Here is a 19,148-nt window from a genome sequence, read left to right on the forward strand (position 1 = left end):
ACTAAACACCATGACTAAAAAAAGGCCCATAAGTAGGGGGGTGTGTTTTTTTATCATGACTAGATCATAACTAGGCACGTAAACAAATACACCCGACTAAGCATTATCGAACTCCAGATAGCTGGAGTTCGATAATGATTTTCAATTTTTAAAGTAGCTAATTTAACTGCCGAATGTTTGGCAATCTTGTACACGACCATTTTTCACACCGCGAGCAAACCATTCAGCACGTTGCTTTGAACTACCGTGGGTAAATGTATGCGGTATCGCAAAACCCTGAGCTTGTTTCTGCAAACGATCATCACCAATGGATGCAGCTGCTGTAAGCGCTTCTTCCAGATCGCCTGGCTCTAACGCTTTAAATTGCTTTTGTACATGATGCGCCCAAACACCGGCATAGCAATCGGCTTGAAGCTCTACCCGAACCTGCAATTGATTCTTGTCATTTCCGGTTACTCGATGTTTAGCCGTTTCAACTTTATCCAGCGTTCCTTCCAGATTTTGAATGTGATGCCCTACTTCATGTGCTAATACATAAGCGCGGGCAAAATCTCCACCGGCTCCATGTTTATGCTCTAAGTCTTCAAAGAAGCCCATATCTACATAAATTTTTGTATCCGCTGGACAATAGAAAGGCCCCATACGTGAACTCGCAGGTCCACAGCCACTAGTGGTCGAACCTGTATATAAAACAAGTTCCGGCACCGGATAACGCTGTCCTGCTTCTGCGAATATTTTCGCCCAAACAGTTTCTATATCACCGTGCACAGTTTTAATAAAAGCGACATCTTCACTGTTTGGATCAACATCTTTTGAACTTGAAGCGCCACCCATACCCAATAATGATGGACCGATGAAATAAGCAGCAGCGCCTATACCGACAACCGCAATACCCAATTTAGAACGCAATAATGGCTTAACTAATGGCCATAAAAACATTAATGTCCCGATTGAAGGTAAACCTCTACCACCTCCGCCGCCGCTACGTCCACGTCTATCATCAACATTTGTGCTTTGTTTTCTATCACGCCACTTCATATTTAAAACCTTTTTTACTTGTAAAGAATGCTTGTAAAGATACTGCTTTTTAAATTACTTGTTATAACTCTAAACAGAACTCTAAAAAAATTCTAAAGAGAGCCCTAAACAAGCTTACCTCTTAGAGAATTGGGTTGTGCTTCAGTAATTTCAACCTCGGCAAAATTACCAATCAATGACTCATCGCCATCAAAATTAACAATACGATTATTTTCAGTTCGGCCAGCAACCTGTCCTTCACCTCTTTTAGAGACCCGTTCAACCAATAATTTCTGAACAGTTCCAACCATCTTTTGGCTGATTTCTTGCTCCATTTCAGTAATCCGTTGCTGTAAACGATATAAACGCGTTTTCTTCACTGCATCTGGCACATTATCTTCAAACGATGCCGCAGGCGTACCTGGTCGAGCGCTATAGATAAAGCTAAAGCTTTTATCAAATCCGACATCTTCGATCAGTTTCATCGTGTCTTCGTAGTCTTTATCGGTTTCACCCGGGAAGCCAATAATGAAATCAGACGATAAACTGATATTTGGACGAATCTCACGCAGCTTGCGGATTTTCTGTTTGTATTCAACAGCCATATGCCCACGCTTCATTGCAGCCAAAATTCTATCAGAGCCACTTTGAATTGGTAGATGTAAATGATCAACAAGTTCAGGGACTTCTGCATACGCTTGAATCAAACTGTCGCTGAATTCAACGGGATGAGATGTGGTGTAACGAATTCTATCAATACCTTCAACTGCTGCAACATAGTGAATCAACATCGCTAAATCCGCAATTTCACCATCATGCATGGGACCACGGAATGCATTTACATTTTGACCCAGTAAATTAATCTCACGCACACCCTGACTAGCAAGCTCTGCTACTTCAACAATGATGTCATCAAAAGGACGGGAAATCTCGGTACCACGCGTATAAGGAACTACGCAGAACGTACAGTATTTACTGCAACCTTCCATAATCGAAACAAACGCACTCACACCATCAGCTTTAGGCTCTGGCAAATTGTCGAATTTTTCGATTTCTGGAAATGTAGTATCAATAACAAACGTTTTATCTCTTTTTGCTTCAGCGACCATTTCAGGTAAACGGTGTAAGGTTTGAGGGCCAAACACCACATCCACTACTGGTGCACGATCATGCAAGGCTTTACCTTCCTGACTCGCCACACAACCACCTACCCCGATAATCACATTAGGGTTTTTCTCTTTGATTTTTCGCCAGCGACCCAGTTGGTGGAATACTTTCTCTTGTGCTTTTTCTCGAATCGAGCAGGTATTCAATAACAGCACATCGGCTTCTTCAGCGTTATCTGTCAATTCCATGCCATTGGCATCATTGAGTACGTCAGCCATTTTCGCTGAATCATACTCATTCATCTGACAACCATGTGTCTGGATAAAAATCTTACCGGCTTTCTTGCCTGAAGTATTACTGGTGTCTATGGTTTGTGAATCGACTTGTGCGTCGACTTTTCTTCCGACATCCTTGCCTAGGTTTACACCAGTACTTTCTTTAATGTTTGTATCTGCCATTTCATTTGGCTCTTTAACGGACATAACTATTTACTATCTAACAAATTGGACGCCTATTATCCGCGATGTTAGCGTTATTGTCATCAAAACCCTAAAAAGCCAAATTTCCTATAATTAGCAATACCTTAGACCTTATCACTTAAAGTAAACTGTTTGATATATCCTATAGTTTGCGCTAATATAGCCACGGGCTGTATAAATCTTAAGTAGATATGTACATAAAAAAAGGGGAATTAGCTATGAAGCGCGTATCAATATCGACGCTCATTGTGTTTGCATTAATCACTGTTGATGCTTCCATCACAATGGCTCATGCAAAAACTACAGATAAAAAAATTACAATATTTAAAGTCAATAAAGTCTCACCAAGTAACACACTTAAACTTCGTGCGTGGCCAAGCACCAAATCTCGAATCAAACAAAGATTACCTTACAATGCTATCGATCTTACTGAAACAGGCAAGCAGCGTGTAATCAATGGCACTAAATGGGTGGAAGTTAACTGGAGAAAAGATAAAGGCTGGGTAAATTCTAATTACCTCGTAAAAACGGGCGTTTTATTAAGACCAAATCAACCAAACACGAACGTTGCCGCAGCTTCTAGAAACAATAAATCTATCAATGCACCGCAAAGAACAGCTAAAGTCTTAGCAGCTCCTGTGGAGTCACTTGATGTTATGCCTGTTGAAGATCAGGAAGGGTATGCAGGGGATCGTTATGATCAGACCTTAGAAGGTGCTGCCACTGAAATGAAAACAGCTTTTGACATTAACGAATCGAATCAGCCTAATGCGAAAATGCTGCTTTGTAACGGCAAAAGCCCTAAGTTATGGAACATTAAAATGAATGTTGCTAATCGCAATATGAATATCAAATTTGGCAAAAACAAAGCCTTTAATGTACCAATTAACTATCACGCTTGGGCAACACCCAATCAGGTGCGTATGAATATTGGAGGCAACCAGGGGCGTAACAACGTAGAAGTTAATCTGGAAAAGACCAATGCTTGTTACAACGGTTTATCAAAAACTCGGTTCACCTACGAAGTAAATGCAACGGTAAATCGTGAGTTTTATACGGGATGTTGTGAGGTTGTTGGACAGTAATCAATAACTCAACAAGATCCAAATTCTCTGGATATACTTTAAAAACAATTCAGACAATAAAAAACCCGCTTTAAAGCGGGTTTTTTATTGTCTGTTTATTTAAATTACAGAAATTTCCATTCAATCACTGCAATCACACTACAAGGTGTCGCTTAAAACGGAATATCATCATCAAAGTTATCAAAATTCTGTGGTGGTGGAGGCGTATTATCTCGTGCAGGAGATTTTTGTGGAGCTCTTTGCCCGCCTCTTTCTCCACCTTCGCTACTTTGCTGTGGACGAGATTCTCTTTGTGGAGCTTGATTAAAATCGCTGCTTCCACCTGTTCTGCCACCTAACATTTGCATTTCACGTGCTACGATCTCAGTCGTGTACTTATCAACACCGTTTTGATCTTGCCATTTGCGCGTTCTTAAGTTGCCTTCGATATAAACCTGAGAACCTTTACGTAAATATTCGCCAACAATTTCCGCAAGACGATTGAAGAATACCACTCGGTGCCACTCTGTATTTTCTTTCTTCTCGCCACTCGCCTTATCTTTCCACGAATCCGTCGTTGCAATACTAATATTAGTTACCGCACCGCCGCTTGGCATGTATTTTACTTCTGGATCTTGCCCCAAATTACCGACAAGAATGACTTTATTTATGCTGGCCATATTATTTCTTTCCTTTTCTAATTAACATCTAAGAATCCAAAATCTGGATAGTTCTTGGTACTTCTAAAACTTTGCGTAAAGTATCGTAAACTTCACTTTTAAGCTATTGGTTTTAACACTAATCTGAATATTCTACGCTAAGGGGATGTAAAACACACCCCCCTACTTTTAGGCTATTTTTCGTAATTTCTGAAACAAAAAATTAAAGCGCAGCTAAAGCCTTATCATAGTCAGGCTCGTCACCGATTTCAGGAACCATTTCGTTATAGACAACATTATTGTTCTCATCCATAACAACAATCGCTCTGCTAGTAATACCAGCCAATGGACCATCAACAATTTTAACGCCGTAATCTTCAGAGAAAGCCTGTGAACGCATAATAGATAATGGCTTGATTACATTTAAGCTTTCAGCTTCGCAAAAACGACCTTGAGCAAACGGCAAATCAGCGGAAACGGTTAAGAAAACCGTATCATCGTGTTTTGCGGCAGACTCGTTAAATTTCTTGGTAGACAGCGCACACGTTGGCGTATCTAAACTCGGAACAATATTCAGTAATTTTTTCTTGCCCGCAAAATCAGCCAATGACACATCTGAAAGATCTCCTGCCGTTAAAACGAAATCAGGCGCTTGTGAACCAACCGCTGGTAATTCTCCATTAGTATTGCTTGCATTGCCGTGCAATGTAACTGTAGCCATTTTTAAAACTCCTTAATTTAGTGATTATATTTATATAACTGATGAATTATGAATAACTAACTAAACGTAGTCCTAATTATGCAAATAGGCAAATAAAGCACAAAAATATAAGTTTAATGTCACCCCCCTACTTATAGGCACTTTTTTAGATACCTCTACAACATCGGCTTCAAATATTCACCCGTAAACGAACCCTTAACTTTAACCACATCTTCTGGTGTTCCTGTGGCGATTATCTGTCCGCCTCGGCTTCCACCTTCAGGGCCTAAATCGATAATCCAGTCTGCGGTTTTTATAACATCGAGATTGTGTTCGATAACGATGATGGTGTTACCTTCGTCACGTAGGCGGTGTAATACCGATAACAATACTTTCACATCGTGGAAATGTAATCCGGTTGTTGGCTCATCCAATATATAGATGGTTTTTCCGGTACTGCGTTTAGATAATTCTTTTGCGAGTTTAACGCGTTGTGCTTCACCGCCTGAAATGGTTGTCGCATTTTGACCCAGGGTGATATACGACAAACCAACATCTAATAAGGTTTGCAGCTTAGTTTTGATGCCTGGTATCGCATCGAAAAAGACTCGGGCTTCTTCGACGGTCATTTCCAGAACTTCGTAGATATTTTTACCTTTGTAATGAACGTTTAAGGTTTCTCGGTTATAACGCTTACCGTGACAGACATCGCACTGAACATAAACATCAGGCAGAAAGTGCATCTCGACTTTAGTTACGCCATCACCACGACAGGCTTCACAGCGTCCGCCTTTAACGTTAAAACTGAAACGTCCCGGCAAATAACCACGAGATCGTGCTTCGGCAGTTGCCGCGAACAACTCTCTAATTGGCGTGAATACGCCCGTATACGTTGCTGGATTTGAGCGTGGAGTTCTCCCGATTGGGCTTTGATTAACATCCACAACCTTGTCGAAAAAGTCTAAGCCTTCAATTTTTTCAACGGGCGCACGACGCAGCGAGCTGTTATTTAAAAAGTGAGCGATATTTGGATACAAGGTTGCATTGATTAAGGTCGATTTACCCGAACCAGAAACACCTGTAATACACGTCATAAGGCCAACGGGAATAGCCGCAGAAACTGATTGCAAGTTATTACCCGTTGCACCAATCACCTTAAGCATTTTCTTCTTATCAGCTTTTACGCGTTTTTTCGGTACATCTATTTTCTGCACACCGGATAAAAACTGACCTGTAACAGAATCTTTATTATGCTCGATTTCTTCTGGCTTACCCTGCGCCACAATATAGCCGCCATGAGCGCCTGCACCAGGTCCAATATCGACGACATAATCAGCGAGTCGGATTGCGTCTTCATCATGCTCAACCACTATCACGGTATTGCCAAGATCACGCAGATGCCTGAGTGTTTTCAGTAGGCGATCATTATCGCGCTGATGTAATCCAATTGACGGCTCATCCAAAACATACATGACGCCAACCAGGCCAGCGCCTATTTGAGACGCCAGACGTATACGTTGTGCCTCTCCACCCGATAGGGTTTCTGAGCTACGACTTAAGGTTAGGTAATCAAGACCCACATTCACTAAAAATTCTAAACGTAGTTTGATTTCACGGATGATTTTGTCAGCGATTTTCCCCTGCTTTCCAGGTAGGTTAAGCGTTTCGAAAAACTCAAAACATTCTCCGATCGCTTTATCCGTTATTGTTGGTAAATTTAAATCGGTGATAAATACATTGCGTGCCGCTTCGTTCAAACGCAAGCCATGACAACTCGAACAGGCATGCACCGACATGTACTTGACTAACTCTTCACGCACGCCATTTGAATCGGTTTCTTTGTAACGGCGCTCTAGATTATGGATGATTCCTTCGAAAGGATGGGTGCGGATAAAACGCTGCCCTTTCTTACCTTCGTAAGTGAAATCAACTTTGGTTCTACCGCTACCATAAAGCACGATTTTCTGAATTTTTGCAGGTAGATCCTGAAACGGCGTTTCGATATCAAAATCATAATGTTCCGCTAACGATGTAATCATTTGAAAGTAGTAATTATTGCGCTTATCCCAACTGCGAATTGCACCTTCTGCAAGACTCAATTGAGGTTTACTAACCACTTGGTCTTCAGCAAAGACTTGCTCTACCCCTAAACCATCACAAGTAGGGCACGCACCACTTGGGCTATTGAATGAGAACAAACGAGGTTCTAACTCTTGAAGAGAGTAACCACATATTTTGCAGGCGTAGTTTGCAGAAAATAGGATCTGTTCATTAGCTTCAGCATCGTCTTCATCCATCCAGGCAATTACCGCCAAGTCATCGGCAAGACGTAAGGTTGTCTCTAATGATTCAGCCAAACGCTGCTGCATATCATCTTTCACTTTAAAGCGGTCTACAACGACTTCAACCGTATGTTTAGTGCGTAGCTCTAGTTCAGGCACATCATCTAAATCATAGACAACGCCATCGATTCTTACACGTAGAAAACCCTGGCTTTTAAAGTCTTCAAACAACTGTAAATGCTCACCTTTACGATTACGAATAACAGGTGCCAGCATCATTAGCTTACTGCCTTCAGGCAAAGCCATTATTTGATCAACCATTTCGCTGACTGTCTGAGCATCAAGCGCTGTACCGTGCTCCGGACAACGAGGCTCACCCGCACGCGCATACAATAGACGCAGGTAATCGTAAATTTCGGTAATCGTACCCACAGTTGAACGTGGATTATGCGAAGTGGTTTTTTGCTCGATAGAAATCGCAGGAGATAAGCCTTCGATATGATCTAGATCGGGCTTTTCCATCATCGATAAAAATTGACGCGCATAGGCAGAGAGTGATTCCACATAACGACGCTGGCCTTCAGCGAAAATCGTATCAAACGCTAGCGAAGATTTACCCGAACCGGATAGCCCTGTAATGACGATGAGTTTATCGCGTGGTAAGTCTAAATCTATGTTTTTGAGATTATGTGTCCGTGCGCCGCGTAAAGATATCGTATCCATTCTTACCTTAAATTAGTATCGTATAGTTAAATTCAGTGAAATGACTTTATGATGATTGTCAGGTACCAAATTCTATTAATCTGTTATTATCGCCGCCTTGATAAATTATTAGCAACCTTTTAGTTGTTAGAAACTTACTAGAACTAACCTAATCTTTAAAAATTTTGTTAAGGATAACTTTTCTGATTTTATGAATAAGCTCGAAACCCGCACTGCACTATCATTAGCAGCTGTTTTTGCAGCGCGCATGCTTGGCTTATTTATGATCCTTCCGATCCTGCCTTTGTTTGCCAAAGAGCTTCAAAATTCCACACCTTTTCTAATAGGATTATGTATAGGCATTTATGGTTTAACTCAAGCTGCCTTGCAAATTCCTCTTGGACTTCTATCAGACAAAATTGGTCGCAAGCCGGTGATTATAGGAGGCTTAGTAGTATTCGCACTGGGAAGTGTTCTTGCTGCGCTTACAGATGACATCTATATCATCATTTTAGCTCGTGCGATTCAAGGCAGTGGCGCGATTGCAGCCACAACAATGGCTTTAGCCGCTGATTTAAGTCGTGAAGATCACCGTGCAAAAGTCATGGCATTTATCGGCATGAGTATCGGTATAGCCTTTGCAGTAGCGATGGTCGTGGGGCCTTTGATTAGCCAGATTGCAGGGCTTTCGGGCGTATTCTGGGTAACTGCAGTGCTCGCTATTATTGGCATACTGTTAATTCAATTTGTTGTACCAACACCGAAGCTGACAAAAACACATCGTGATGCCGGAATTATTGGTGATTTTATAAAGCCGGTATTACAGCAAAGTACCCTATTACGCATGAATCTAAGCGTGTTTTTATTGCACCTTTTGATGACTGCTAACTTTACCGTTCTACCTCTGATATTCAGAGATTATCTTCATCTTGAAACGACCCAGCACTGGAAGATTTATCTGCCGGTACTTGTGATTTCAATCATCTTTTCATTACCGATGATTATCATTGCAGAGAAATATCGAAAGATTAAAGTAATGTTTGTTATTGCCGTGGTTTTACTGGTGCTTTCTCAAGGCTTATTAGGTATTAGCCAGACTAGTTTTTACCCTTTAATGTTTGCCTTTTTATTATTCTTTATTGGTTTTAACTTTCTTGAAGCCGTGCAACCATCACTGGTAGCGAAATACTCTGATGTCAGCACCAAAGGTACTGCTATGGGGGTATATTCCAGCGCTCAGTTTTTAGGTATCTTCTTCGGAGGCACAGTCGGTGGTTTAGTGATGCAGTCCTGGGGCATTTCGGGTGTGTTTATTTTTGGCGCTATTGTTGCTATTGCATTTTTAATCGTGGCGATAAGCTTACCAAAGCCGGACTTTTTCAAGAGCCAGGTTTTTAAATTAAATTCAAACGCGTTAAAGAATATCGATAAAACAACTGAAGAATTGTTAGCAATTAAAGGCGTGATGCAAGCCGCCATCTCAAGCGAAGAACGTGTAGCCTATTTAAAAATTGATAAGTTGGTTTTTGATGAAAGTAAACTCATCAACTTTAAAAGTGAGTAAATGACCAAACTGAAATCATTCTTCGGAATTGCTCTGTCCCCCGTCAGCCACATTGAGAAAGTCGTATCCGCAATTGGCGGATTTACCGCTATTTTCTTCATTATTATCATTAGCCAATCGATGCTTAGTGGCAGTGGCGGCATAAACAGCGCTGCGCTGATCATTGCTTCGATGGGCGCTTCTGCGGTATTACTGTTTGCCGTTCCACACGGACCGTTATCTCAACCCTGGCCAGTTTTGGGTGGGCATTTAATCTCTGCATTGATTGGGGTTAGCTGTGCCAAATTGATACCTAATGACTTAATTGCCGCTAGTCTGGCTGTGGGTTTGGCAATTGGTGCAATGTATTACCTCAAGTGTATTCATCCCCCCGGCGGTGCGACTGCGCTATCTGCGGTGATTGGTGGAAGCGCGACTCATGATTTGGGCTATCAGTTTATTCTCACCCCTATTCTACTCAATGTTATCGTGATTCTGCTTATTGGTATTTTATTCAACTACCCATTTGCATGGCGAAGATATCCGGTTTTTTTACATCGTAAACAGAATCAGGTTACACCCCCTAACGCTAGCACTGAAGTGATTCCATCAATAACACACGAAGATTTCGTCTATGCACTGAGTGAAATAGATTCATTCATTGATGTCAGTGAATATGATTTGATTCGAATCTATAACCTCGCGACTAAAAAATCGCAGCAGGCATCTTTTGATCCAAAGAAAATGATCGTAGGCAGTTATTACAGCAGCGCGACGCATGGCGAAAACTGGACGGTACGCCAAATAGTGGATGAATCTTCTGGTATTGCTGAAGGCTCTAAAAGTAAAGATCCAGATAAAGATATCGTGATATATAAAGTCATCGCAGGGAAAAACAAACGTAGCTCGGGTTATTCAACCCGTACCGAGTTTTTAGAATGGGCTAAACATCAGGTTGAGCCAGATGGTAATGCCTGGAAAATACTTGAACACACCCCCCCACTTTAAGGCTGTTTTTTCAAAAATCGATTCGATCAACCCTTGCCTAAAACATCGAGCATTTACCAAACATCAAACCCATAGATTCATTAAGAATATATTCTTTTAGATTTTTAGCCTTTCTCTTATCTTTAACCAGCTTTTTAGTTTTGTAATCAATTTTAAGGTCTGGACTGACTTCTTTGCTAAACTCCCATTCCTTTGCTTTGTTAAAGAGGTAAGCCTTTCGCGTACACGTCTTTTCGTTGTTTTCTAATACCGTAATATTGGCTGTGCATAAGCCGATCTCTTTTGTGCTTCTGCAACGAATGCTTGAATCAATGTGATTGTAGAGTTTTTTCTCTTCAAGAAAACGTTCGACTTTCTCATACGTTGCCACTTTCATTTGGTCCGTTTCTCGCTTTTTGCCCTTTCTAGAAACGTGGATCAGCTCTGTTGGCGTCAGTATTCTATCAGCGACCCACCCATCGGCTTGTTTAAGCATGTGCACGCGTGTGAGTACAGGTTCTTTTTCTGCCGTTTTGTGACTGAAAACCAGCAATCCTGCTACGCCTTCACTTTTACCTTTGGCGTTTTTATCACTGCTGAATTGAACGTGTTTCAAACTTAATGCCGAAACACCTATTTTTTGTTTAAGGTAATCTCTAGTAATAAGATCCAGTGTGCGAAAACTGTCGTAACTCGCATCAAGCTTTCCATCCTTAACACGAATATCTCCTATGGTTGCGAATGATTTCCCTTGAACACGATAAATACCGTCCTTTGCATCACCCGTTTTAACATCAACGTGAATGGTCATTCCCAAGTTGGATAACTTGCCTGTTGTTATTACCCCATTGGTATTCCTTAAAAAAGTCGATTTAGGCAGTTTTTCTCCTGCTGGTGTTATTTGTAGTGTCGCCGTTTGGTTACTTAAGCGAATAATAGAATCGGGTTTTAGGTTTTCAGCATCGATATCTATCGCCCACTCAGGAAAGAAGTCCTTACCCTTTCTGAATTCTATTTTTCCATTTTTAGCCAGATAATCGATTAAGGGAATATCATCATCCTTAACCATTTTCCCACCAACAAAAGACATAGAAGAAGACGGGTCTGATAGACGTACATCATCAGGGATTCGCTTTTCACCGTTGTTCCATATAAGCGATAACGGTTGATTGCTTATGGATTTAGATGCTGACTTGTGTGTTTCTGCCTTTGATTTTGCAGCCCCGGCTTCAGTTGGCTCAACGTCATTTGGTGACGTACTTTCATAAGATAATTCGCAAGCATTCAACATAACTGCAGATAGAAAAAGAATTGAAAGACGACCTAATCTCTGTTTGTTCACGTTGAATACCTTGTTGTTGTTATTATTATATTTCTTATATTTCTGGAGCTTTGGTTGTTCTGACAATCTGAGTATTTTAAGTGTTACTCACTGAACTAGGTCTGAATTCGAGTCTTTTGCTCTCTGAAAGCAAAGAAAGCATATAGTGCTGATATTGTAACGATGTAAGAATAAGGGAATCTATTATTTGTTTATAAAATAATACACCCCCCTACTTTCAGGACTTTTTTTACCAATAACTGATTGCGTCACGGTAAATGTTTTCAAGATCAACGAGGTTACTTTCTCTCGGTGCATTAGCGATCGCACGCCCTTGACGAATTGAAGATTCAGCCAATCGTGTCACATCGTTTTCAGCAAAACCCACGCCACTTAAACCGTTAGGAATATTCGTGCCGCGCATCAATTCGATGATGCGTTTAGATACCACCTCTCCCGCATCTGCGGTCGTAGCTCCTTTTTGATCTGCCTGCAAAAATGCAGCAGCTTCCAGATGTCTTTCTGGTGTTGCTTCGGCGGTATATCTGAAAGTCGCAGGAGCGGTAACAATCACGCTGATACCGTGTGGAACGAATGGTGATTTAACATCATAACCTTCGGTGGTGATGTCATGCATTAAATGGGTTACACCATAAGACAGCGCATGCGGTAAATGTGTTCCTGAATTACCAAAAGCCATACCAGCTAATGATGCACCCCACATGAGTTGATCTCTGGCTTCATGATCACTCGCATCCGTAACTCCACGGACCAAGTATTCACCTGCAATTTTTAAGGCCTGAGTAGCCGCCAGATCGCTCCAGGGGTTTGCTCCCTGAGTGAGTGGTCGCGCATTCGGGTTTTTAACCTTGTCCCATTGTGTATAAGCTCTTGCGGTATAACATTCGAGTGCATGACTGAGTAAATCAAAGCCAGTAGATGCAACTGCTTTAGGTGTGAGAGACTCACAACAGGTCGGATCAATAACAGCCTGATCGGGTAACATATACGGGCTGGCAAAAACAAATTTGGTATTAAGTTCACGAATTCGGATTACCGAAATCGACGTACATTCAGAACCCGTACCCGCAGTCGTTGGGCAAGCGATATGCGGTAATAATGGCCCTGGTATCGGCTTACCCTCACCCACAGGTGGTGCAAAGTAATCACGCACAGGAGCAGGAAACTTCGCGCAAACCATTGCAGCTTTCGCCACATCAATGACAGAACCACCACCCACAGAAATCATCCCGTCAAAATTATGAGCGGTTAGAAATTTCGCCGCATCATCAACACACACATCATCTGGCTCGATACGGATATCAGAGAAAATCTGGTAATCAATCCCGGCTTTTTTAAGAGAGTTAGTTACCGTTTCAACATAAGGCCCATCTTTTAAAAAAGCATCAGTGAATAACGCAACATTGGACATTTTTAATGATTGAGCGCGCTCGCCGACTTCAGCCAGCGTTCCTCTACCAAAAGTTACTTTAGGAATTGCGATAGTAAAACTATCGGCCCCATGATCACAGGGTGCGAAATATTGACAAGCCATTTGAATCTCCCATTTATTGGTTTTTTAAAAGGATAGATGCAAATGTCACTGCGTGCCAAAATAATCGGTGTTTTTGATTTAATGATAACTATTATTGTCACCCCCCTACTTTTAAGCCTTTTTTAAACTATTCTTAATTCAAAGCTAAACAAAACAAACAGAAATAAAAAGTATATGAGGGAAAAATGAGCAAGGTTGCTTTAATAACTGGATCAAGTCGCGGCATAGGCGCAGCAACAGCCATTCGCCTGGCAAAAGACGGCTATGATATCTGTGTAAATTATCTTAAGGATGAAGAAGCCGCCAAGCGAGTTGTTGATGAAGTCCGCAAACACGGACGTTTGGCTATTGCTGTGAAAGCAGATGTTTCCAGGGAAGAGGATGTTGCTCATCTCTTTGACATTATCGATTTAGAGTTTGGATCACTAAACACGCTTATCAATAATGCTGGGATTCTCATGCAACAATGTCGAGTAGAAGATTTAGACGCCGATAGAATCAATAAAATATTAACCACCAACGTTACCAGCTACTTCATCTGTTCACGAGAAGCGATTAAACGCATGTCTTCAAAACATGGAGGCAAAGGTGGCACTATTGTGAATGTATCTTCAGCTGCGGCGCGATTAGGTTCTGGCGGCGAGTATGTCGACTATGCGGCATCAAAAGGGGCTATTGACTCACTAACCCTAGGATTAGCCACTGAATTGGCTGATGAGGGTATTCGTGTAAATGGCGTTAGGCCGGGAGTAATCTATACCGATATTCATAGAGATGGCGGTGAGCCCAATCGAGTCGATAGAATTAAACAGAATATTCCATTGAAACGCGGTGGAGAAGCTGAGGAAGTGGCTGCTGCTATTGCCTGGTTAGTGTCAGATGAATCGAGCTATACCACAGGTACTTTTATTGAAGTTACCGGAGGTCGTTAAAGCTTAGAGACAAAGTACTTACAGAAACACATACTGAGTAGTTAGCAAACACTCATAAATAAGGATTAGAACATTATCAACACTAAACAGGCTCTAAAAAGAGCCTGTGAATGAACAATGATTGTATTTATTTAACAGATCGAATTAAGACTGATCCATTAGTTTTTTATGATTTTCTGTGATTTTTCCGACAATTTCTTGAAGCTTATTGATGTCTTCTTCAGAAATATTTTCATTAATATTGTCTGTTAACGTACCGAAGTTTTCGCGTAAGGTATCTCTTACTTTGGCACCTTCAGCCGTAAGTTGTACATACACAGTTCGTCTGTCTTTTGTTCCGTGAGTACGTTTCACTAGCTCTTTCTTTTCCATTCTAGAAATAAGCGTAGATACCGCAGAACTATCCAGATTCATTTTTTTCGATAGTTCATTCATGGTTAGTTTTTCTTTGGTATCAAGAATTTCTAATACATAAACTTTTTGGGGCGTTACATCCATACCTAAAGTATCTTTGTAAAACCCGGTAATCTCTCGCCAGCCGTTGTAAAAGTTGAAACATATAAATTGATTTAGATCAAAGCTCATCATTGTTATCTCTGTTAGTGGTTTGTTAAACAAGTGTAGTTTAAAATACTTATCTAAGTTGGTTAGAAATTAATCACAAAGCTTTTGTGTGCAAATTTCTGCTATTTGTATTCTAACACTTTTTTACCCTAAATATAATAATCATTATATGAGTGAGGTCAGCATAAAAACTCTTTTAAGATCAATGCGTTTGCCGTTTTTAGCACTAACATTTAGCAGTATTTTCCTTTCCTATTCGACGGTTTTATACAACCGCTCATCCTTTCAAGTCATCGATTTGCTGCTGGTAGCCCTCGGAGCATTGGCAGCTCATATCAGCGTAAATAGCTTTAATGAGTATTACGACTTCAAAAGTGGATTGGACGCACTGACTGAAAAAACCCCATTCAGTGGTGGCAGTGGCGCATTAATTGATAACCCCAATTCTTCCCCATTTGTTCTATCTAGTGCACTTGTGTCATTGACCATTACCATATTGGTTGGCCTATTTTTTATTATAGAATACGGTCCGAGTATACTACCTTTTGGGCTATTTGGCATAGCAATTATCGTTAGCTATACGCAGTGGTTAAACCGTAGCCCATTTTTATGCTTGATTGCGCCAGGCCTGGCTTTCGGGCCATTAATGATTGCAGGAACATTTTTAATATTAAGCGGCGCTTTTTCATGGAATGTATTGCTGATTTCTTTGATTCCATTTTTTCTGGTAAGTAATCTATTATTGCTGAATCAGTTACCCGATATTAAAGCCGATAAAACCGTTGGTCGCCGTCATTTCCCGATTGTTTATGGCATTGAGAATAGCTTAACGCTTTATTTGGTCATCTCAGTTATTACAGCTATGACTATCATTATTCTCGTCGGGTTGGGTGTATTACCTGTACTGGCATTGATTTCAATACTCCCCCTATTTACGAGTATCAAGGTTTTTCGTGGATTACATTCTCATGTAGATGAAATAAGACAGCAGCAATATTCTAATGTCGAACCGTTATTAGGTATGAATGTTGCAATGACTATTTTGACACCCGTATTACTTGGTTTAACTTTGATTATCGCTTAAAGGTACAGGTCCAAGAAAACACCTAAAAGTAGGGGGGTGTATTTATCAATAGCGCTTTGTATGAGTTACGTCATTTTTAAAGCTGATAGAGACTGAATACAAATATCGGCATGATCTTTAAATGGGAATTTACCCTGCTGATCTACATAGAGCGTGAGCGCTTGCGCATTTCGTCCTGCCAGTAAATCGTGTAAATGATCTCCCACCATCACCGCATCTTGTGAACTAGCCCGCCAATTTGAGAGCAGCTTATTAATGCCATCGGGTGCAGGTTTAGGGTTTATACAATCTCGACTGAGCAGATTTTCAGATTCAAAGTATTCGAACAAACCAGCAGCTTTTAGAGTGACTTCTATATTCAAAGCGTTATTGCGGGTAAGCAAACCCAGCTTCGAACCATTCTGCAATAAGGTTTCCAGCAAATCTGCGGCACCTTCAGCGGGTTTTGATTGATGTGCAATTTCTAGTTCTATCTGATTCAGTTTTTCATGCAATGGTTTGGATTTGGCAGTTGGTAACTTTTCTAAGGACTCTAGAATCGGTAAACCTTCCGGCAATCCCAACTCTTCCCGAATAGCATCAAAGTCATGTTGTGCGATTGTTAAAGTCCCGTCCATATCGAAAATCCAGAATGGTTTCTGCATAACTGTATGATAAGACAAAGCTGTTTGGTTTTGAAAAGACATGAAAAACCTTTTTTGATAGAGTACGCCCTATTCTACAGTTTCTACCATGATGAAAAAGAAACCTCAGAAATTATATAAACCGCTCAATACAAAACCCAAGGCATTGCCCAATGAATGAAGAACAAAGAAAAATATTAGATAAAGAATTTCGCAAAGATAAAATAAAGAAAACACTGATAATATCAATCAGCATTATCGCGTCTATTGGTGCAGCAATTTTCATCCTTTACGGTAAAGTAGGCCACTTATAATCAGAGCACTACATGAGTCATCACTATATAAGTCAGTAATATGGAAATTTTAGGATCAGACATAAACTTAAAAGAAAACCTATTATTCTCTTTAAAAAGATACCGTGTTTGGTGGGCAATTTTGATTATCACCATAATTTTCGACTATCTCACCACTTTATATTTTGTCAGTAAACTAAGCTCTGAAGCTGAAGCCAATAATGTAGTAGCATGGCTAATCGACAATCTGGGGCTTTACATTGGGGTCTTGATAGGAAAGTTATTACAACTAGTGGCTGTAATTTTAATTGTTTCATTGAGTAAAAAAGTAGGTAATTTATTTCTGCTAATCATCATTGTGTTAAATTGCTGGGCAGTGGTTATGAATACCATTCCTAATTACTAAGCTATTAATTAAATTTAACGCTGATCAATCAAACCTCAATTCGCTTCATTGTAAAAACACGACTATATTAACCTCAACATTTTACATAACTAAAACACGGTAATATTCGCTTGAAAAACTTAAACCACTTATTTGAAAACAACCTGAAATGGGCAAATTCCATAAAGAGAAAAGACCCAGAGTTTTTCTCATCATTATCCAAACAACAAGCACCTGAAATTTTATGGATTGGTTGTTCTGATAGCCGCGTTCCAGCCAATGAAATTATCAACTTGCCGCCGGGTGAAGTATTCGTACATCGAAACATCGCCAACGTGGTGGTACATACCGATCTAAACTGCTTGTCAGTCATCCAGTTTGCGGTCGACGTGCTAAAAGTGAAACATATCATTGTCGTAGGTCACTATGGTTGTGGTGGAATAAAAGCAGCGATGGATAACAAAAGCTATGGCCTTATCGATAACTGGTTGCGCCATATTGAAGATGTCCAACGGTTTCATAAAGGTGCATTAGATGGCCTTGATGAACATGAAAAAGTAGACCGACTTTGTGAATTAAACGTCATCGAACAGGTTAAGAATGTCGCTAACACCACCATTGTTAAGAAAGCATGGAAGAATGGTGCCGAATTAACCGTTCATGGTTGGGTATATGGTATTGACGATGGCATTATTAAGGATCTAGATACCTGTCTTTCATCTAATGAAGAGGCCAGTAAAAACTTATAAAAACAGATGCACTCACTAATATGATTGCCAGCTGTGTAAACGAAACTGTGTAAACTAAACGGTATAAACTAAACTGTGCAAACTAAACTGTCTAAACGAAACAGGTAAAAAGAAAATGTTCAACATAGAACAATTAACCGCGTTTTTCGGCTGGTGCTCCGTCATCAATATGGGATTTTTGATAGCTACCACGATCTTACTGATCGTTTTAAAAGATCTCATAAGCACCATACACAGTCGCCTTATGGGTTTAGATAAAAACAAGCTTCAAGACTTGTATATGAACTATCTAGCCCATTATAAAATCGCGATTATCATGCTTAATATAACGCCCTATTTTGCCCTCAAGTTAATGGCTTAATGATACAAAAAAACGTTAATATAAGAGCTAATAAATGAGAATGAAAAAATGATTATCCCCCTTGATACATTAATACTTTTCTTCCTCACTACCTTTGTTGTGGTACTTTCTCCCGGGCCAGCTGCGATTGCAGTTACAGCTGAAGCCGCATCCAATGGATTCAAACGATCTCTGTTTGTGATTTTAGGAATTGCCGCTGCTAATATTGTTTACTTCGTATTATCCGCAACCGGTATTGCGGCTCTAATTGTAGCCTCCAGCACCCTGTTTTCAGTGATTAAATGGATCGGTGTAGCGTATTTGTTATATCTAGGTCTCAGCGCATTACTAAGTCGTTCAGGGCCACTTTCTATCAAGCCAGAAGAAAAACAGGTAGGACGTCATCACCGGGTATTTTTTCGGGGGTTTATCATTGAGTTTTCTAACCCTAAAGCACTGCTTTATTTCTCGGCGTTACTGCCTCAATTTATCAATATTGAGCAAGCCATCATTCCTCAATTACTGATTTTATGTGCAATCACATTCCTCCTGGATATAGTCTGTTATAGCCTTTACGCCTATCTGGGATGGAAATCCATGAGTGTTGGACTAAAACCGCTTGCGATAAAAATCATCAACAAATCAGCCGGAGCCATGCTTATATTCGCAGGTTTGAAAATGGCGAGCGTGGAACGATAAACATCATTTTTGTACAAGGTAATAAGAAACATAAAAAATTCAAGCATTGAACATCAACGATTT

19 protein-coding genes are annotated in these 19,148 nt (G+C 40.4%); 10 read left to right on the forward strand and 9 right to left on the reverse strand.

The window, feature by feature from the left end; genetic code table 11:
* Nucleotides 1-162: 162 nt before the first annotated feature.
* On the reverse strand, nt 163-1,038 hold the full coding sequence (locus tag Q1A31_RS01970; protein ID WP_299871585.1) for a neutral zinc metallopeptidase: 876 nt from the start codon (nt 1,036-1,038) through the stop codon (nt 163-165).
* A 104-nt stretch (nt 1,039-1,142) separates the two neighbouring features.
* Nucleotides 1,143-2,582 carry a tRNA (N6-isopentenyl adenosine(37)-C2)-methylthiotransferase MiaB gene (gene miaB / locus Q1A31_RS01975; protein ID WP_299871588.1) on the reverse strand — a complete coding sequence of 480 codons (1,440 nt, stop codon included), beginning with the start codon at nt 2,580-2,582 and terminating at the stop codon, nt 1,143-1,145.
* Nucleotides 2,583-2,821: 239 nt separating this feature from the next.
* Here miaB and Q1A31_RS01980 point away from each other — a divergent pair, with 239 nt between their 5' ends.
* The gene (locus Q1A31_RS01980) at nt 2,822-3,688 is read left to right on the forward strand and encodes an SH3 domain-containing protein (RefSeq protein ID WP_299871591.1); all 867 of its coding nucleotides are present in this window, start codon (nt 2,822-2,824) and stop codon (nt 3,686-3,688) included.
* Nucleotides 3,689-3,840: 152 nt separating this feature from the next.
* On the opposite strand, the gene ssb is transcribed toward Q1A31_RS01980, so the two are convergent.
* The 3 genes from ssb to uvrA form a co-directional block, all read right to left on the reverse strand.
* Complete coding sequence (gene ssb, locus Q1A31_RS01985) at nt 3,841-4,347, reverse strand: single-stranded DNA-binding protein (protein ID WP_299871594.1); 507 nt, start codon at nt 4,345-4,347, stop codon at nt 3,841-3,843.
* A gap of 202 nt (nt 4,348-4,549) precedes the next feature.
* Nucleotides 4,550-5,047 (reverse strand): thiol peroxidase, encoded by a 498-nt coding sequence (gene tpx, locus Q1A31_RS01990; RefSeq protein WP_299871597.1) that lies wholly within the window; start codon nt 5,045-5,047, stop codon nt 4,550-4,552.
* Nucleotides 5,048-5,202: 155 nt separating this feature from the next.
* Entirely contained in the window at nt 5,203-8,031 is a 2,829-nt protein-coding gene (gene uvrA, locus Q1A31_RS01995) for an excinuclease ABC subunit UvrA (protein ID WP_299871599.1), read from the reverse strand.
* A gap of 190 nt (nt 8,032-8,221) precedes the next feature.
* Between uvrA and Q1A31_RS02000 the strand changes: the two genes are divergently transcribed.
* Both Q1A31_RS02000 and Q1A31_RS02005 read left to right on the forward strand, forming a co-directional pair.
* Entirely contained in the window at nt 8,222-9,574 is a 1,353-nt protein-coding gene (locus Q1A31_RS02000) for an MFS transporter (protein WP_299871602.1), read from the forward strand.
* Nucleotides 9,575-10,561, forward strand: a complete 987-nt coding sequence (locus tag Q1A31_RS02005; protein ID WP_299871605.1) for an HPP family protein — start codon at nt 9,575-9,577, stop codon at nt 10,559-10,561.
* A gap of 37 nt (nt 10,562-10,598) precedes the next feature.
* Here Q1A31_RS02005 and Q1A31_RS02010 read toward each other — a convergent pair whose 3' ends face one another.
* Both Q1A31_RS02010 and Q1A31_RS02015 read right to left on the reverse strand, forming a co-directional pair.
* On the reverse strand, nt 10,599-11,882 hold the full coding sequence (locus Q1A31_RS02010; RefSeq protein WP_299871608.1) for a hypothetical protein: 1,284 nt from the start codon (nt 11,880-11,882) through the stop codon (nt 10,599-10,601).
* A gap of 229 nt (nt 11,883-12,111) precedes the next feature.
* The gene (locus Q1A31_RS02015) at nt 12,112-13,416 is read right to left on the reverse strand and encodes a hydroxyacid-oxoacid transhydrogenase (RefSeq protein WP_299871611.1); all 1,305 of its coding nucleotides are present in this window, start codon (nt 13,414-13,416) and stop codon (nt 12,112-12,114) included.
* Nucleotides 13,417-13,601: 185 nt separating this feature from the next.
* Between Q1A31_RS02015 and Q1A31_RS02020 the strand changes: the two genes are divergently transcribed.
* Entirely contained in the window at nt 13,602-14,348 is a 747-nt protein-coding gene (locus Q1A31_RS02020; protein ID WP_299871614.1) for an SDR family oxidoreductase, read from the forward strand.
* Between the two features lie 144 nt (nt 14,349-14,492).
* Here Q1A31_RS02020 and Q1A31_RS02025 read toward each other — a convergent pair whose 3' ends face one another.
* Nucleotides 14,493-14,936 (reverse strand): MarR family winged helix-turn-helix transcriptional regulator, encoded by a 444-nt coding sequence (locus tag Q1A31_RS02025; RefSeq protein ID WP_299871617.1) that lies wholly within the window; start codon nt 14,934-14,936, stop codon nt 14,493-14,495.
* Between the two features lie 145 nt (nt 14,937-15,081).
* Here Q1A31_RS02025 and Q1A31_RS02030 point away from each other — a divergent pair, with 145 nt between their 5' ends.
* Nucleotides 15,082-15,996, forward strand: a complete 915-nt coding sequence (locus tag Q1A31_RS02030) for a prenyltransferase (RefSeq protein ID WP_299871620.1) — start codon at nt 15,082-15,084, stop codon at nt 15,994-15,996.
* 65 nt (nt 15,997-16,061) lie between these two features.
* Here Q1A31_RS02030 and Q1A31_RS02035 read toward each other — a convergent pair whose 3' ends face one another.
* Entirely contained in the window at nt 16,062-16,682 is a 621-nt protein-coding gene (locus Q1A31_RS02035) for an HAD family hydrolase (protein WP_299871623.1), read from the reverse strand.
* Between the two features lie 110 nt (nt 16,683-16,792).
* Between Q1A31_RS02035 and Q1A31_RS02040 the strand changes: the two genes are divergently transcribed.
* From Q1A31_RS02040 to Q1A31_RS02060, 5 genes are all read left to right on the forward strand, one after another.
* Entirely contained in the window at nt 16,793-16,933 is a 141-nt protein-coding gene (locus Q1A31_RS02040) for a hypothetical protein (RefSeq protein ID WP_299871625.1), read from the forward strand.
* A 40-nt stretch (nt 16,934-16,973) separates the two neighbouring features.
* Nucleotides 16,974-17,318, forward strand: coding sequence for a hypothetical protein (locus Q1A31_RS02045; protein ID WP_299871628.1), 345 nt, complete (start codon nt 16,974-16,976; stop codon nt 17,316-17,318).
* Nucleotides 17,319-17,428: 110 nt separating this feature from the next.
* Nucleotides 17,429-18,046 (forward strand): carbonate dehydratase, encoded by a 618-nt coding sequence (can, locus tag Q1A31_RS02050; RefSeq protein WP_299871631.1) that lies wholly within the window; start codon nt 17,429-17,431, stop codon nt 18,044-18,046.
* A gap of 115 nt (nt 18,047-18,161) precedes the next feature.
* Nucleotides 18,162-18,407, forward strand: a complete 246-nt coding sequence (locus tag Q1A31_RS02055; protein WP_299871633.1) for a DUF6868 family protein — start codon at nt 18,162-18,164, stop codon at nt 18,405-18,407.
* A 48-nt stretch (nt 18,408-18,455) separates the two neighbouring features.
* Complete coding sequence (locus Q1A31_RS02060; RefSeq protein ID WP_299871636.1) at nt 18,456-19,085, forward strand: LysE family translocator; 630 nt, start codon at nt 18,456-18,458, stop codon at nt 19,083-19,085.
* Nucleotides 19,086-19,148 lie beyond the last annotated feature (63 nt).

Source organism: uncultured Cocleimonas sp. (genome assembly GCF_947495625.1).
GTDB lineage: Bacteria > Pseudomonadota > Gammaproteobacteria > Thiotrichales > Thiotrichaceae > Cocleimonas.

Coding starts and splice junctions, on each gene's coding strand:
- Q1A31_RS02020 (WP_299871614.1), top strand. CDS start 13,602: ATGAGCAAGGTTGCTTTAATAACTGGATCAAGTCGCGGCATAGGCGCA.
- miaB (WP_299871588.1), bottom strand. CDS start 2,582: ATGGCAGATACAAACATTAAAGAAAGTACTGGTGTAAACCTAGGCAAG.
- Q1A31_RS02015 (WP_299871611.1), bottom strand. CDS start 13,416: ATGGCTTGTCAATATTTCGCACCCTGTGATCATGGGGCCGATAGTTTT.
- Q1A31_RS02040 (WP_299871625.1), top strand. CDS start 16,793: ATGAATGAAGAACAAAGAAAAATATTAGATAAAGAATTTCGCAAAGAT.
- ssb (WP_299871594.1), bottom strand. CDS start 4,347: ATGGCCAGCATAAATAAAGTCATTCTTGTCGGTAATTTGGGGCAAGAT.
- Q1A31_RS02030 (WP_299871620.1), top strand. CDS start 15,082: ATGAGTGAGGTCAGCATAAAAACTCTTTTAAGATCAATGCGTTTGCCG.
- Q1A31_RS02060 (WP_299871636.1), top strand. CDS start 18,456: ATGATTATCCCCCTTGATACATTAATACTTTTCTTCCTCACTACCTTT.
- Q1A31_RS02000 (WP_299871602.1), top strand. CDS start 8,222: ATGAATAAGCTCGAAACCCGCACTGCACTATCATTAGCAGCTGTTTTT.
- Q1A31_RS02025 (WP_299871617.1), bottom strand. CDS start 14,936: ATGATGAGCTTTGATCTAAATCAATTTATATGTTTCAACTTTTACAAC.
- Q1A31_RS01980 (WP_299871591.1), top strand. CDS start 2,822: ATGAAGCGCGTATCAATATCGACGCTCATTGTGTTTGCATTAATCACT.
- Q1A31_RS02005 (WP_299871605.1), top strand. CDS start 9,575: ATGACCAAACTGAAATCATTCTTCGGAATTGCTCTGTCCCCCGTCAGC.
- Q1A31_RS02035 (WP_299871623.1), bottom strand. CDS start 16,682: ATGTCTTTTCAAAACCAAACAGCTTTGTCTTATCATACAGTTATGCAG.
- Q1A31_RS02045 (WP_299871628.1), top strand. CDS start 16,974: ATGGAAATTTTAGGATCAGACATAAACTTAAAAGAAAACCTATTATTC.
- uvrA (WP_299871599.1), bottom strand. CDS start 8,031: ATGGATACGATATCTTTACGCGGCGCACGGACACATAATCTCAAAAAC.
- Q1A31_RS01970 (WP_299871585.1), bottom strand. CDS start 1,038: ATGAAGTGGCGTGATAGAAAACAAAGCACAAATGTTGATGATAGACGT.
- Q1A31_RS02055 (WP_299871633.1), top strand. CDS start 18,162: ATGTTCAACATAGAACAATTAACCGCGTTTTTCGGCTGGTGCTCCGTC.
- tpx (WP_299871597.1), bottom strand. CDS start 5,047: ATGGCTACAGTTACATTGCACGGCAATGCAAGCAATACTAATGGAGAA.